Origin of the sequence: Paenibacillus sp. L3-i20, from assembly GCF_022180385.2 — a bacterium.
Classification (GTDB): domain Bacteria; phylum Bacillota; class Bacilli; order Paenibacillales; family Paenibacillaceae; genus Pristimantibacillus.
The window spans coordinates 846,976-862,064 of record NZ_BQME02000002.1 but is presented as its reverse complement, the minus strand read 5'-3'; the positions used below and the strand labels follow the sequence as shown (position 1 = coordinate 862,064).

Annotated in this window: 14 protein-coding genes and 1 pseudogene; 2 read left to right on the top strand and 13 right to left on the bottom strand. The window is 44.4% G+C overall.

Annotated elements, in window-relative coordinates; genetic code table 11:
- Positions 1 to 158: 158 nt before the first annotated feature.
- From MFF31_RS25245 to MFF31_RS17240, 6 genes are all read right to left on the bottom strand, one after another.
- Positions 159 to 281 carry a hypothetical protein gene (locus MFF31_RS25245; RefSeq protein ID WP_282570506.1) on the bottom strand — a complete coding sequence of 41 codons (123 nt, stop codon included), beginning with the start codon at positions 279 to 281 and terminating at the stop codon, positions 159 to 161.
- A 369-nt stretch (positions 282 to 650) separates the two neighbouring features.
- Positions 651 to 3,251: an Ig-like domain-containing protein gene (locus tag MFF31_RS17260; protein WP_238189538.1), complete on the bottom strand. Its 2,601-nt coding sequence runs from the start codon at positions 3,249 to 3,251 to the stop codon at positions 651 to 653.
- Between the two features lie 128 nt (positions 3,252 to 3,379).
- Entirely contained in the window at positions 3,380 to 4,747 is a 1,368-nt protein-coding gene (locus MFF31_RS17255; protein WP_238189536.1) for an ABC transporter substrate-binding protein, read from the bottom strand.
- 27 nt (positions 4,748 to 4,774) lie between these two features.
- Complete coding sequence (locus tag MFF31_RS17250) at positions 4,775 to 5,887, bottom strand: efflux RND transporter periplasmic adaptor subunit (RefSeq protein WP_238189534.1); 1,113 nt, start codon at positions 5,885 to 5,887, stop codon at positions 4,775 to 4,777.
- A gap of 13 nt (positions 5,888 to 5,900) precedes the next feature.
- Positions 5,901 to 6,749, bottom strand: a complete 849-nt coding sequence (locus tag MFF31_RS17245; protein WP_238189533.1) for a carbohydrate ABC transporter permease — start codon at positions 6,747 to 6,749, stop codon at positions 5,901 to 5,903.
- An 11-nt stretch (positions 6,750 to 6,760) separates the two neighbouring features.
- Complete coding sequence (locus MFF31_RS17240; RefSeq protein WP_238189531.1) at positions 6,761 to 7,639, bottom strand: carbohydrate ABC transporter permease; 879 nt, start codon at positions 7,637 to 7,639, stop codon at positions 6,761 to 6,763.
- 158 nt (positions 7,640 to 7,797) lie between these two features.
- Here MFF31_RS17240 and MFF31_RS17235 point away from each other — a divergent pair, with 158 nt between their 5' ends.
- Both MFF31_RS17235 and MFF31_RS17230 read left to right on the top strand, forming a co-directional pair.
- Positions 7,798 to 8,469: a response regulator transcription factor gene (locus MFF31_RS17235; protein ID WP_238189530.1), complete on the top strand. Its 672-nt coding sequence runs from the start codon at positions 7,798 to 7,800 to the stop codon at positions 8,467 to 8,469.
- Complete coding sequence (locus tag MFF31_RS17230) at positions 8,466 to 9,941, top strand: sensor histidine kinase (protein ID WP_238189529.1); 1,476 nt, start codon at positions 8,466 to 8,468, stop codon at positions 9,939 to 9,941. The genes MFF31_RS17235 and MFF31_RS17230 overlap by 4 nt, the downstream gene beginning before the upstream one ends.
- A gap of 266 nt (positions 9,942 to 10,207) precedes the next feature.
- On the opposite strand, the gene MFF31_RS17225 is transcribed toward MFF31_RS17230, so the two are convergent.
- The 7 genes and pseudogenes from MFF31_RS17225 to MFF31_RS17195 form a co-directional block, all read right to left on the bottom strand.
- Positions 10,208 to 10,774, bottom strand: coding sequence for a hypothetical protein (locus tag MFF31_RS17225; protein ID WP_238189528.1), 567 nt, complete (start codon positions 10,772 to 10,774; stop codon positions 10,208 to 10,210).
- A 37-nt stretch (positions 10,775 to 10,811) separates the two neighbouring features.
- On the bottom strand, positions 10,812 to 11,561 hold the full coding sequence (locus tag MFF31_RS17220; protein WP_238189527.1) for a hypothetical protein: 750 nt from the start codon (positions 11,559 to 11,561) through the stop codon (positions 10,812 to 10,814).
- Between the two features lie 515 nt (positions 11,562 to 12,076).
- Positions 12,077 to 12,688 (bottom strand): hypothetical protein, encoded by a 612-nt coding sequence (locus MFF31_RS17215; protein ID WP_238189526.1) that lies wholly within the window; start codon positions 12,686 to 12,688, stop codon positions 12,077 to 12,079.
- A 122-nt stretch (positions 12,689 to 12,810) separates the two neighbouring features.
- Positions 12,811 to 13,383 carry a hypothetical protein gene (locus tag MFF31_RS17210; RefSeq protein WP_238189525.1) on the bottom strand — a complete coding sequence of 191 codons (573 nt, stop codon included), beginning with the start codon at positions 13,381 to 13,383 and terminating at the stop codon, positions 12,811 to 12,813.
- Positions 13,384 to 13,801: 418 nt separating this feature from the next.
- A complete protein-coding gene (locus tag MFF31_RS17205; RefSeq protein WP_309296684.1) occupies positions 13,802 to 14,464 on the bottom strand; it encodes an NAD-dependent epimerase/dehydratase family protein in 663 nt (220 codons plus the stop codon).
- A gap of 60 nt (positions 14,465 to 14,524) precedes the next feature.
- Positions 14,525 to 14,668, bottom strand: a pseudogene (locus MFF31_RS17200) (MarR family transcriptional regulator); the annotation flags it as partial.
- Positions 14,669 to 14,918: 250 nt separating this feature from the next.
- Positions 14,919 to 15,059 carry a hypothetical protein gene (locus MFF31_RS17195; RefSeq protein WP_248565512.1) on the bottom strand — a complete coding sequence of 47 codons (141 nt, stop codon included), beginning with the start codon at positions 15,057 to 15,059 and terminating at the stop codon, positions 14,919 to 14,921.
- Between the last annotated feature and the right edge of the window lie 30 nt (positions 15,060 to 15,089).

Below are 15,089 nucleotides of genomic sequence, written 5' to 3'. Positions count from 1 at the left end.
ACCTATCGCGATATTTTTTTGGAAAAATCCATAAGTGAAGTTGAACTTTTCGCTTCCGAGAAATTATGCGAAACCAGCCACGCATCATCATTTTGAAAGCATGCACAATATCTCCTATGAATACGGGAGATACGACTTCAAAGTGTAAATCGTTACAATCATGTATTATTGGCGCCGAGCAATGGACGGAAAATATCCGATACGCCAAAGATTGCTCCAAATAATCCGCCTAATTGCCCGCAGTTCTCTATTGGTACTGCAACAACCCTTTCATCTCCCACACGTTATGCTCATACAGACTGTCGCCTACCCATTCATACTCTTATTTGTTGATAGTCAAAAAGGGATAGAACTTTTGAAAAGTTTATCCCTTTTTTTTATTTTCTTTTGCGCTACCTAAAAAGAAAGCCGTTTGATCATATCTACTTAATCTTTAATTCCAGAAACCAATGGTTGCAGAAAAGATACCGCAGCAGCCTAAACACCTTTTTTAAAGTGTCCAGACTATGGGTACCAGTTTACATAAAGTTCTGCTTTCTTATTGCAACCATCTAAAAACTTTGTTGCAAAAAATCTTAAAATCACCTCCACCAGAATGTACGATATTACTTCCATATAACTTGACTAAATGAGCTAGAAATTTTGCACGACTATTCAACTACAATTCGAATCTTTGCCGATTTGTTTCCAAACTTAACCGTTATTGTTGCGTTTCCTGTTCCTTGAGCGGTAATAACACCATGCTTAACATGAGCAACCGTTACCTTCGACGAACTCCATATACCGTCAGTGGTAATCTTCCTTTCGGAGTTGTCCATGTAAGTTGCGACAGCTTCTAACTGAATTGTTTGGTCACCTTTTAGTGTTAACTGTGCTACAGGTTTTCCGCTTTTATAGATATCCAAATACTTCAGTTGATCGACATCAACACTGATAATAACAGTCGTGCCGTTGTATTTGGCGGTTACGGTCACTTTTCCAGCAGCGATTGCCGTTATTATTCCTTGTGAGACTGACACAATTCTTTGGTTTCCAGTCAACCATTCTGCTTGTGAAGTAACATCTTTTGTTCTACCATCCGGTAGTATCGCAGTCAATTTGATTGACTGCGTCTTACCAGATTGCATCGACAATACCTCTGTGCTCGCCACCAGTTTATTGACAGTGCCGACTTGAACCGCAACGGTTACTGTTTTACCACCATATTTTGCGATCACACTTGTCTTGCCTATAGCAAGTGCATGAACTACCCCACTACTGACTTCTACAATCGTCTGCGAGGGTGAAGACCACTCCGCAGTATTCGTAACATCTATTTTATTACCAAGACTATCCGTAGAAGTTAATGTAATCCGCTTATTCTCGTTCACTTCCAGTGTTATTGCATAGGTATCTGCCGTCAGTTTATCTGCTACTTCCACATCCACAGAAATCGTCACCGATTCTCCGCCGAATAAAGCTGTAATGGTAGTTGAACCAGAAGCGTTAGCAGTGATTTGACCTTTGTAGACGGAAGCAACCTCAGGTTTAGATGAACTCCATTCCGCAATCGTCGTAACGTTCTTCTGAAGACCATCTTTATAGGTAGTTGTCAGGGTGATCGTTGACGTTTCGTTCTTACGAAGTGACAGTTTCTTTTGACTCGGCGTCAATTTCTCAATCACACCAACAGATACTACTATAATCGCCGTCCGTGTGCCATAGGTAACTGTAATGGTCGCTGTTCCATTCTTTAAGCCGGTTAATGTTCCTCTATTCACCTCGACAACATCAGAATTAGAGGATTTCCATTGTCCAAGTGCGGTAACATCGACTACACGATTTCCATTGTACTGGCCATTTGCAATCAATGTAACTGAGTCACCAATCTGCATGTCCACCGCTGTTTTGCTCAGTACAATTTGATTAGGAATATCTACTCTAACTGTCACGATCGCCTGTTTGTCGCCATAGGATGCTTTAATGGTGGCTGCACCTGATTTGTAGCCCGTCACCTTGCCCTTGATAACATCTGCAATAGCCGTATTATCAGACGACCACTGAGCTTTGTCTGTAACTAATTCCTGAGTTCCATCAGCAAATGTGGCATTAAGCTTTAATTCACGGGATTTGTTCAAATCCAGGTCCAAGGAATCCATATCTAGATCCAGACGCTTTGGTACATCTACATCCACTTGAATGATCACGCTTTTGTCCCCGTAAGTTGCCGTGATGTCTGCTTCACCCGACTTTTGAGCGAACACTTCACCATTTACTACATAAGCAACTGAGTCGTTGGAGGATTTCCACTTTGCCTTATCGGTAATGCTTGTTGTTTTCCCATCCATATAGGTCAATGTCAGCTGAAGCTGCTCGGACTTTCCCGTACGCAGGAACAATTCTTGCTTGCTGGCTTCCAGCTTGCGGGAAGCGTCTACATGTACGATAAGAGTATCCGTTTTCGTTCCGTACTTGGCTGTAATTGTCGCAGTACCTGCACTGTATGCTTTAATAACACCCTTAATTGCGTCAGCTACCTTCTCATTGTCGCTTTCCCATTCTGCCTTATCGGAAACATTTTGTGTTGAACCGTCAGGATAGGTAGCGGTCAAGACAAGCTGCTTTTTTTCATTAACTAATAAGTTCACATCCTCATATTCCATATCAACTCGTTTGGCCAGTTCAACAACAGCGTTCGCAATAATGCTTTGGTTGCCATACTTAGCAGTGACTTTAGCAGTACCAGATTTTTTGCCTGTCACCAAACCATTCACAACAGTAGCTACACTATAATTATCAACAGACCATGCTGCCTTTTTCGTTACGTTCTCACTTGACCCATCCACGAAAATAGCTGTTAACTCTATTTGCTGTTCCTGACCTACACGTAGATCGAAGTCAGTAATATCTATAGTCAATGCCTTGACCTTTTTGCTCACTGTTACAGCTACAGGGACCATCTTTCCTAGATAACTAGCGGTAATGGTCGCCGTCCCTTCTTCTTTGGCAGTAATTGTACCCGCATACACTGTAGCAATATTTGGATTGCTGCTGCCCCACTCTGTCTTAATCGTCACATCGCTTGTCTTACCATTAACAAATACCGCTGTCGCAATCAGAGAGAAGGACTCCCCCACTTCAAGCGTTGCTTCATTCTTATTCAAAACAAGCCGTGAAATTTCCACTTCCGATGCCATAGTTAAAGCACTGTTTTGTATAAGCAAAAGCATCAGCAGCATTCCAGTAACAACAGTGCGAAAACTTTTAGACATATCTCATAATCCTCCTTTTTTTTTGCATCAATATTCGAATAGACTTACTGTATCTTCTATAATCCAGAAACAAAGCCTGTTCTGCAAATAAACTCACGAACAAGCTTTGACTGATGATCCGGTTGCTGTTACTCGTTCAAATAGGTTGTGACCCGACTCTGAATCAGCTTCACTACAGTTTCCGCTGTTTTTTCTCCTGCGAAGAATGCGGCCGTTTCGGTTTCCACGATGTCCAGCAACCTTGGATCGCTTCCATGGAAATACCCAGGTTGCCCGATGTAGGCCATCAGTCGTTCCACATCTTGTGCCGTAGCTTCTGCAGGTAGCTTCGCTTTGTCGCTCGATCCATCCGTGGTACCGGAATTCCCCCCTCCCAATGAGGCCTCCTTCAGCTTCACGGCGACGGAAGCTTTATTCATCGGGAACATCATAAACATGGCCGGATTGGACTGCGCCTCTTCCGACAGCAAATAGCTCATAAATTTCCAGGCTTCTTCGGCTACCTTCGATTTGGCGTTGATCGCCAGAATCATTTCAGATGAGAAGCGCAATCCCGCATGCTTGCCGCTCACGGGCTGATTCCAAATTTGCCGCTTAGACATCAGCGCATCCAGCGCCTGCATGGGAGTATGGAACACATCATCGCGAAAAATATCTCGGTCTTCAAAGGCCTTCTCAAGATTGTCGGACAGCATTCCCGCACCGTACATTTCCTTCAACTGATTGAGGAGACCGGCAAATTCCCCGGAATCAAAGTTGGCCGTTTTCTTATCTTGGTTGATGTAATAATCGTAGTCAGACGTCACGATCTTGCGTAGCAGCGCCGTGGGTGCAACGTTACCCATAATTTCCAATTCGCCTGGCAAATCCTTTGCGAGCTCCGCCCCCTGATTTAGCAGATCACTCCACTTCCAGCTCGTGTCATCCACCTTCAACTGCTCCGACTGCAGCGCGCTCGTCACAGTTTGAATGCCAAACATGATCGGTGCGACCACCTTCTTGCCCCCATTGTTGGCTGCATCCATGACATTGCCAAACAAGCTCGCGGGATCGAATTCCGAGTCCTTCTCCATCAGAGCTCCAAGGTCGGCCAGCACTCCCTTGTCCGCATATTGCTCATAATTCAGTTCACTGACAGAGACAATGTCGGCTCCCTTGCCGGACATGAGGTCGGTGTTCATCGCATTCCGAAACTTCTCCAGGTCAGCCGGATTGTATTCGCCTAAAGTACCACCCGTGAAGACCTCAGGCAGCGCTATATACTCCTTGATGACGATATCTACATTTGGATTCTTGCTTTCGTAAGCCGCCTCGGCTTGATCAATCCACCCAGCAGGGTCCTTCTGTACAATTGCCATCGTCACGACCTTTTTCCCCCCGGTCGATCCGCCTGATGGATTTTTCTCACCACCCTTATTCTTCTCATTCAAGCTAGAGCAAGCCGTTGTTGCGACAACAAGCACAAGCAATACAATTCCCCAAGTCCATCTTCTCATCTCACAAACTCCTCTCTGTTCTTCAACCTAAATTCTGACTTTATCGCCTTCATTCACAGGCTCGCTGCTTTCCGTCACAATCTTGACATCATTATCCAATCCGCCCAGTATCGCCTGATTCCGTTCATCCGCTTCTCCAAGCGTGACATAACGTTTCCGAATCGTAAATTGATTGCCAAGCGGCCCCTTCCGTTCTTCCATGATGTATACAAAATGGCCTTGTGCATCGTTATGTACGACTTTTTTCGGCACTGTCGCCATTATTTGTCCGTGCTTCCGCTCCCAATTAATGCCAACGGCTTCACCCCCCTTCAGCTCCGTAGAGGTAACATGAAAGAAAAGCTGCTTCCCGGCTTTTGCACTCGCAGTTGCTTCCGCATCCTTAATTTCGGCCAAGGTAGCTCGAATCACATCTCCCCGATTCCAATTCACATAGAGCTTAACTTCCTCGCCAACCTTCAGTCCGCGAACCAGTTCAGTCGCAACCTCCATCTTCCATTGAAGACCCTGGCTCTGATCCGCAATTTGGACGGCAGGCTTCCCCGCAGCAGAAGGTATTCCAATGGAGGCATTCACCTCAGTCACAATTCCGTCCAGCGGTGCAACTACAAATTCTTGCTTGCTCAAGGCTTCCCGCATTCCACTCAGCTTTCGCTCCTGAATTTGCATTTCCAACTTCAGACTTTCCATCTCCGATCGAGATTGAAGCAGATTCTTTTCCGACGACTGATCGTGGCTGACCTCTTTATACGCCGTCTGCAACCCCTCGAGCCGCTGCTGTTTCAACTTGTACAGCGCCTCTTCATCAAACAGAGCGTTGCGGGCCTCGGTTACATCAAGTGTCAACAGCCTTTGCCCTTTCTTGACTTCATCCCCCACCTCCGCTTCAATTAGCGTCACCTTCCAACCGGAGTTGTCGTATACCGATTTGATCTCTCTCGGCGTCAGTGTGCCTTCGCCTTTGATCACATAGTTCAACTGCTGATTCACCGCCGTCACAGTCTGCACTTTCGGATACGTCAACTCCTGGTAAGTGTTGGAGAAGAAGGTCACAAGCAGCATTAGTCCAAAGAACAGTGCTGCAGCGATGCCAATGTTTCGTTTGCGCCTGTCACGTAGTACATTTCCGGTTTCCATCATTTAACCTGCCTTTCTACCCTTTCACACCCGATAATTGAATGCCTTCAATTAAATCATTCTCTGCATACAAGAACACGAACACCATCGGGAGCATATATAACACGGCTGCCGCAAAGGCCAGCCCCAGCTCCCCTTCATTAATTCGGGACAAATAGATGGACAACGGTTGCTTAAACGCATCATGCAGAAAGATCAGCGGCTGCTCCACCATATTCCAATAATCAACGAACGCTAGAATGACCAGGGCAGCAATGCCGGGACGCGACATGGGGATAATGATCTGCACGAAGATCGTCACGTAGCCGGCACCATCAATTTTTGCGGCCTCCACATAGGTACTGGGAATGCCTATCATGAACTGCCGGAGCAAGAAGACTCCGAAGGCCGAGAAGATGCCCGGAAGAATAATCGCCGCACGGCTGTCCAGTAGACCAAGCCAATCCATAGCCAAATAATTCGGTACCAACGTCACTTGAAAAGGCATCAGCATCGTTATTATGTAAAGGAAAAATAACGTTTCTCTGCCGCGAAATCGAAATTGCGACAGCCCGAATGATGCCATAGCCGCCACGACGACTTGACCTGCCACAATTGGCACCACCAGCAGCAAAGAATTCCAGAACATGATCAAAAACTGCATGCGTTCAAACAACAGTGCCTTGTACTGCTCCAGACTGACTCGGTCGGGTATCCACTTCAGATTGACATAACCGACATCTGTTTCTTTCATGCTGTAATTAAACCGGGTTTCGGCTTCTGTCATAAAGGAATTACTGACTGTAAGCACAAGTGGAAACAGCATGATCAATGCCAGGATGAGTAGAACGGAGAAGCGCGCGCCTATTTTCAATGTTTCCTTCATGCGAACCTCCATTACGACACGCTTTCATGAAATTTCCGTTCGAAACGGAACAGGATCATCACCACAAGGATAATCGCCGCAGCCATCAGAAAGGATGCGGAGGTAAGCTTCTGGTAATCCAAAGCCTGGAACATGTTATTCATGTAATGCTGGAGAAAATAGATGCTTTCATGCGGATAATCTCCCGCAATCAGGTACGTCTCCCGAAACACCTTAAATGAACTGATGATCGACATGATCGCAACAAAAAATGTTGTTGGTGTCAGACAAACCAGTGTAATAGACCAAAATTTCCGGAACGGCCCGGCGCCATCCAAACCAGCCGCTTCGTAGTAGTCCTTCGGAATGTTCTGCAATCCGGCCAGAAACAAAATCATGTTATAGCCAATCGTCTTCCACAAATAGACCAGTAGCACAACAACACGTGCCCAAGGCGTGTTCATCCAGTCTACGTCTGATCTTCCCCATAGCGTCCAGATCGAATTGACTGCACCAGAGTTATCGAACAACAATTGCCATAATAGAACAATCGAAGCCACTGGCACTACAAGCGGCATAACATATGCGGCCCTGAGCCAATTGCGCAGCGGCAATGCTCGATTGAGCATCAGCGCAAGCGCCAGCGAGATCGTCATCACTAGCGGTACACCCATTAGGGTGAACAGCCCGGTGTTCTGTGCAGCAAGTCGGAAAGATGTGCTCTGTAACAGTTCCCTGTAGTTCGCCAAGCCGACAAACGAGCCTTGCGTGGGACTGTCCATCAGGGAATAATAAAACCCGGCGCCAAACGGCAGCAAATAGAATAGGGCAAATCCCGCCAGACTAGGTAACAGAAATAACAAGGCGATGTTCGTATCGCGATAAAATCTCATTTTCAAAATCTTTCTCATGAGCTCCCTCCTCGGAACCCATCATACGGCGGCAATGTGAAATTCGTATGAAAACCGTTTGAATTTCACAAGAAGATGGTTGGTCGGCTCTATTTTCATATAAAATTCATATCAATGTGGTATGATCGAAAAAAATCGCCAATTAAAGAAGGTGTCTTATGTCTGAATCCATATTGATTGTTGAAGACGACCACTATATTCAAGAGTTGATCGCGGAATATTTGAAAGTGCAGGGGTACCATGTGGACGTTGCCAGTGACGGAGCAGAGGGATACCGAAAGTTTGCCGAGGGGACATTCGATCTTGTGCTTTTGGATGTTATGTTGCCGAATATGGATGGATACTCCATCTGCCGAATGATTCGCAACAAGAGCCGGACGCCGATTATTATGATGACCGCTCTAAGTGAGGAGAAGGATCAATTGCAGGCCTTTGAGCTTCTGGCCGATGATTATATTGCCAAGCCGTTCTCTTTCAATGTGCTTGTCAAGCGGGTCGAGGCGGTCTTGCGAAGATCCCTCCCGGAATCGAAACCGAGGGAAGTGCTTTACGGACGCATTCGACTGGACTGCGACAGCTACAAAGCATTTGTAGATGATGCTCATGTTGATTTAACCGTTCGGGAGTTCTCAATTGTTGCCTATCTGATTGAAAATGCAGGGAGAACGATTACCCGGGAGATGATTCTTGATCGCGTATGGGGATACGACTTTTTCGGCGATACGCGACTGGTCGACGCTCATATCAAAAACATTCGTAAAAAAATGGGGATCACATGCATTGAAACGATTAAAGGCATCGGCTATTTGATGGAAGGACGGCTGGCATGAGCAAGTACAGAAGCATAGCTTTTAAAATTTTTGTGCTAACTAGTCTCGTCCTAGTTGCTTTTGCGCTATTGTTGTATGTAACCTTGTATTTTATTTTGCCTTCCTTCTATTTCCAGAACAAATCCGCCGACTTGAATCAGGGTATTACTCGCTTGCTGAAAACCTTGCCGCAAGAAGACTGGACAGCAGCTGTCCAGTCGCTGGATGACTTCTCCATACGTTACAATGCCTTGCTATTCGTGCAAGATAGCTCGGGAAAATCGGTTTATGCTCCCTTTATTACACAAGGTCATTCACTTCCGCTTCAGGAATCGGTTACGACTACGGAAAAGGAAGGCACTGATTCTACAATCATCATTTCTGATCCGGACAATCTGAGTACTCACTTGCCTGCGGAGCCGGAGATGATTTCCTATACGAATCTACCCTTGCCCGGATACGAATCTCGTGGTTATACGTTGTCTGTGCTGGCTTCCCTGCAGCCGATTGATGAAGCGGCGCGAATGCTCCTGCGGCTCCTCCCGTATATGGCGCTTATCATTCTGGTGATAGCTATACTGGGGGCGCTTGTGTACACGCGCCTAATCGCCCGGCCGCTGATCGGCATTAGCCAAGTAGCTAAGCGTCTGGCCCAACTGGATTTCTCTGAACGATCCCGCCATGATTCCCGTGATGAAATTGGCGATATATCTCGTTCTCTGAACGATCTTTCCATGAATTTGCAGCAAGCTATGCAGGAACTTACTGAGGCCAATATGCAGCTGAAAGATGATATTCAGCGGAAAGAGGAAGATGAGGCCTTGCGGCGGGAATTTATGGACATGATCTCCCATGAGTTAAAAACGCCTATCACGGCCGTATCAGGACAGCTTGAGGCGATGCTGCACAATGTCGGACCATACTCGAATCGAGACAAATATCTGGCGCAATCCCAGCACATTTTGAAAGAGATGGAAAAGCTAGTTTACGAAATTCTCGATATTTCGCGATTGGAGAACCATCGCTTCCAGCCAAGTATGGCCGCTGTGAACGTGTCTGCGCTCATTCAGGAAGCAGCTGAGCAGATTCAGTACATATGCGAGTTGAATGGCATTAGGCTGGAGTCCAATCTCGCATCCGACCAATGGGTAACAGGAGATAAACGTCTGCTGTCCAAGGCCATCTCCAATGTAATGAGCAATGCTGTCCACTATACGCGGAGCGGCGAGCAAATCCGTATCGCCCTGTATGCAGATGCGGGACATGTGTGCTTAAGCGTGTTGAACACTGGGGCATTTATAGAACCAAACGAAATTCCCAAGCTGTTCAAGCCATTCTACCGCATTGAGAAATCCCGAAGCCGCAGGACCGGAGGCAGCGGGCTAGGGCTGTATATCGTCAATACCATACTAAATATCCATCAGTCGGAATACAGCTTGTCCAATACCGGGGAGGGTGTGCTTTTTTCCGTTCGCTGGAATACTAATAACTAGCCTAGGGGTAGATTTTGTAGCGAAGTCTCTCCTTCTTCGCAGCATTTTACAGTGAGGAGGGACTTGCACAGTGCTCCACCGATTCCGGCTCGGCGTTATTCTTTTAGGTAAAGAGCTTTAATCGATTCAGTCAGCACGTAGCTTCCAATCTACTCATCATTAATTGGAAGTCGTTTTCAGTTTTTCTGCCAAACTCTCATACATAAGTTCGATCCTCTCTCCCTATACATAGGTTTATTGTAAGTTTTGGATGTCTCTTCTGCCTTCTACAAATGATATGGCGGCGCTTTTCCTACTACAATGTTGTCAGGATGTACGTCAGTCGGCTCATAGTCATTCATGCGGAGAAGAATATACTCAATTTCTTCTAATGGCAGTTGCAATTGTTGGCTGACCTCATAATTTCCTATATTTTGTACAAGCAGATTCCTTGCTCTATCGATCTTGCCATCCAACCAATTATTTTCTAACATCCACTTTTTTACTAGGTCTAGTAGTTGATTTTGGATTTCCTTATTTGCATGCTTATTATATTTAGAAACGGACTCTGATAGATAGTTATATAGATAAATACCTAATGCCTCACGTTGCTCATGTTTCGACATCCGTTGATACTGCTCATAACTTATGCTGATATCTAGTTCGAGGGTATGATCCCTGCTATCAAAACGTCTGGATGTTTTTCGATCAATACTTTCAGGTAAAACACGCAATACAAAAAAGATATCATAAGGAAACTGCCATGTATTTGCTAATTCCTGTAACGGCAGCAGTTCATCTCTCAATTGACCTACACACGTTCCATATGTATCCAGAGTAAAATCTAGTTTCATGTATATCTCCCTTTCCCACACTTAAGGAGTACCCGGATCAAGTAATATCTTTCGAAATCGCTTCGCACCCTTTAGACAAGAGCCACTGCTTCATACCGGTAAACGCCTGTTCTGCATCCTCTTCATAGAAGACGACCACCTCATGCTCGTACGCATAATTCAATCGTACATAGCCACCTAGTTGCAGATAGAATAGGAAGCAAGCATACTGGGTCTCAATGGACAAATCTGGTGGAAAATCTGCTTTACACATTCCGGCAAGATCGGGTAGTGAAAGCTGGTCCTGCCCTTGTGGCAAACGCAAAAAGAGATGGCTTCGAGTGCCCGTCCACGGTTCAAAATAGACAGCCTCCTCTTGATTGATTCCATACACCTGACGATATATTTCGTCTAGCACCAAGGCGTACATCCCTTCGTCTTCCTGCTCCCGTACCTGCAAGAGTATCGCCTTTACATGCTCCGCATGCCGAGGTAGCCAGAGCAGCTCAGCCACCTGGGGATGCACTGCCAGAAAATCACCGTCCACTGTTGTCCCTATAACAATGCATTCGCCGATTTGTTGCTCAGTAATGGGGCTGTCTTCGTCATGCTCCCATAACCCATACTCGGCAAAAGGTTTAAGAACCTCCGTGTCCGGAAGCTGAACATTCAACCACCCTCTGTAAGTCCCTTCGCCGAATCGCCGCAAAAACCGGAGGTAGCCCGGTGGATAAACAGCGGTGCCTTCCTTCGTAAGTGCTTGGTTTTGGCCATCAGACAGTGGTTTTGGCCGAGATACGATGTACATAAATACTCCTCCTGTTACCAATACAATCATAGGCATAGCTCAGTTTGAAATGAATCGGATCTACTTCATGGAATCACTTCAATCATTCATTTGCCTCTTTTATATGCGTTAGCCAATTGGACTAAATACCAGACCGCCACACCCACAAGAGCTGTGAGCACAAGATTTATGCAGCCAAACACGATCAGCGACTTCGCTTTGCCAGGGCCGATCCAGAAAGCGGCCGCGAGCTGGAAGACGGCGGGTAGTAGAAACGCCAGCCAAGAGCCGGTTATAAGCTTTTCTGTTTTGAAGCTCCACCATACCGCCGAACATGATGCAACAAGCAATATCCAAGTACTGATAAACTTTAGCGCAAACATTATTTCGGCATTCCTCCATTTTCCTTAATTATTCATGATTTCAAGTTAACTAGTCTTCTTCCTTGCAAGATCTACTCGATCTGAACCCGCTCCAGTGCAAGAGGAATATTAATCAGAACCTCTTTCACATACTTTGCATTTGTGTAAATCCTGCTATTTGACCACAAGTCCGTATTTACTGAAAATCCACGATTTACGCAAGTCTTGAATCACATCATCGCTAATACGCACAGAAGGCTTTTGCTCCTTCATAGCATCTGTGTCATGCGCCGAGAAGCGAAGCGGCTTTGTCATTTGTTTTATAAAACCCGTTATTTCATCAAAAAACGTATAAGTTAACAGCTTGTGGTCCCGAATATCCTCATAGATATAATACTTCCCTTTTTCATCTTCCAAATCAATTTGAAAGCCTTTAGGAAATGAAAGTAATATACACGGGAGTTCATCCTCTGCCCATTGTCCGTAATAGGGAAAATGAATACCTTCATTTCTCGCAAAAAATCCGGAGTTTTCATTATCAGACGTAACAGAAATGGAATAAACAAAAAAGGGATGATAATCATTTCTTTTTTCCTCAGCCGCAAAATACTGATAAAATGTCTGATACGCCTCATACACCCCATTCTGATCATGTTCTGTCTGATCATAATTGGTAAGACGAAATTTCGTTTGCTTATGTTCAAAAAGCTTCAAAACGCTTTTAAACTCTTCCGGCGTTATGAAGAATTTAAGTTTATAAAATCCGCCGTTCTTTAATTTGTCCATCCCTTTCCCTCACCGCCAAGTATTAAAATGTTATCCCAGACGCCTTAGCTATTTTTGGTTAACTACTACATTGATCATCTCTATTTAATGCTATGAAGCGTGCCTATTCAGCTCATGTATGATCAGAATTCATATTTCCCAAATCGTTTTCTGAGAGTTTCTTCATGTGGTATCCACTCCGAATCACACCATAAAGACATTGATACGAGTTCTGACAGCTTATCTACGGCTTGTGGCGGACTCGTAATGCTAATGAAGTCGTCAAAATCTTGATCACGGATATCCAATGCTTTCCTTAAGTAGTCATCATTAAGAAGCTCTTCTCTGAGTTCTTCATATTCATCCCTCGTCCACTGTTCACAAAAGATTCTTTCAGCCTGAATATCTCCATACTCGAAAAATGACAACTCAAAAATTTCCTCATTTATATATCCGGCGGTCATTACTGGCTCATCGATAAGTTGGGACAACGTTTTACCGATCTTCTTCACCGTACCCCATACAAAATATTCGTGGAGAACGCTGATCCAGTTCTCGTTGCTTTTGCTTACGTACATGACAACTTTATTCTCTTGAGCCTCATTATTTTGCTCGCCTAATACTATGGCATGCTCTTTGCTTAGCTCTCTTAATGCTTCGACAGTCTTTTCAAGGTTTTTCGACTTAATATGCAAATTTGCGAATGATCTTCCCACGAAATAGCCTCCTTTAATCTCATTATTACTCATCCTGATTCTTGTTTATATCCTATAGATTGGTTCTATGTATCTTATTTCCATTATAGTAATCTATTCGACTGTCCTGAGTCATCCTACTTTTCACCTGAATTTTGGAAATGACCTTTGCGAGGGTAAAGATATAACTTTGTCCGTTTAGCACAATCTCCAGCTCCCCCCTCATTAAATTAAACACAGCTTAATTCAAAATAATTATCGAACTTTCATAAATTTACACAAAAGGCCACCGAAGTAATCGGCGGCCTTATTATTGATGATTCAACTATCGTTGTCTGTCTAATTTCATCAAGCTCTTTTTTCTTCTGTTCAACAATTTTAATTCCTTTTTATACATCTCCCCGTATTCTGGATCAACATTCGTGGATTAAAAGGATGATTAGGATTTAGCCAAATTACTAATATCCTTACTCTCGAGAATAGATTGGTCATACCCTTTAGTAACGGTATGGATCATTGCAATACCTAGCTCCTCTAAAGACACTGTAACGTTTGGGAATAGTCTTCTTAGAATAGGAAATAGCCACATAAATGCATAATAAGATTTATGCGTATTTTTTAATCCCTTTATTGGATTAATGTAGGCAGGGCGAAACATGTATGCTTTTTTGAAAGGCAGCTGCATGAGGTGATTTTCTGTCTTGCCCTTCACTCTTGCCCACATCCTTTTCCCTAGCTCTGTACTATCCGTCCCCATTCCCGAAACATAGCAGAACACCATATCTGAGTTCAAGCCTGCGAGCACTTCTGCCATATGCACTGTAAGATTAAACGATAATCGTGAGTACTCCTCCTCCTTCAAACCAACAGAGCTTACACCCAAGCAAAAGTAGCATGCATTATAATTGCTTAATTGAGACTTGATTGCAGATAAATCAAAAAAATCTTTGTGGATGATTTCAGTTAATTTGGGATGTGAAACGCCGCATGGTTTGCGGTTAATTACTAAAACATGTTCCACATCAGCATGCTGCAGGCATTCATGTAATACTCCCTCGCCTACCATCCCCGTAACACCTGTAATTATCGCTCTTATTTTCACGATGGATCCCTCCTTTTCTCAATTAAATTGTTATTAACTATTCGTCTGTCCATAGTGAAACTTGTCTTCCGCTGCCATTAGCCTAGAAGCGACGAGAATAGCCTGTGCGTCTATGTCTAGTATATAGTGATCAATCTGCCGCTTGGATTGTACAAGAGAGGGAACAACGTCAATGTCACTTCTTATTTTATTATTATTGTATATATAGTATGGTTCCTAATTACTTTTGTGTCAACACATTGTTCTAACACATCAACACCCCGCCTTTTTGACCTGGGTGAAGCAGCGAACTTGTACCTAAATGTGCCGTGCGGCAGCATTACTGCCTCTTAAAATAACTTGCATTTTGCTACCTTAAAGCTCTGCAACGTGGGCTCCTGGGCAATTTGAAAAAATTTTATCAACCATCCTCAAAATAAAAACCCTAATAGGTCTTAGAGGCTCCTAATCACACTTATTCCACACGCCCTGCATCATATTGCTTAAAATATCCCATAATGCGCGCTTGGAAAAGAGCCGTTGGCTGTGGATACAGCCCATGTAGAGGTTTTTTACCTCTAACTAGACCTGTCCATACTTGATGTCTATTCAACATGGGATGATTCATTTCATGATGTAACATTTT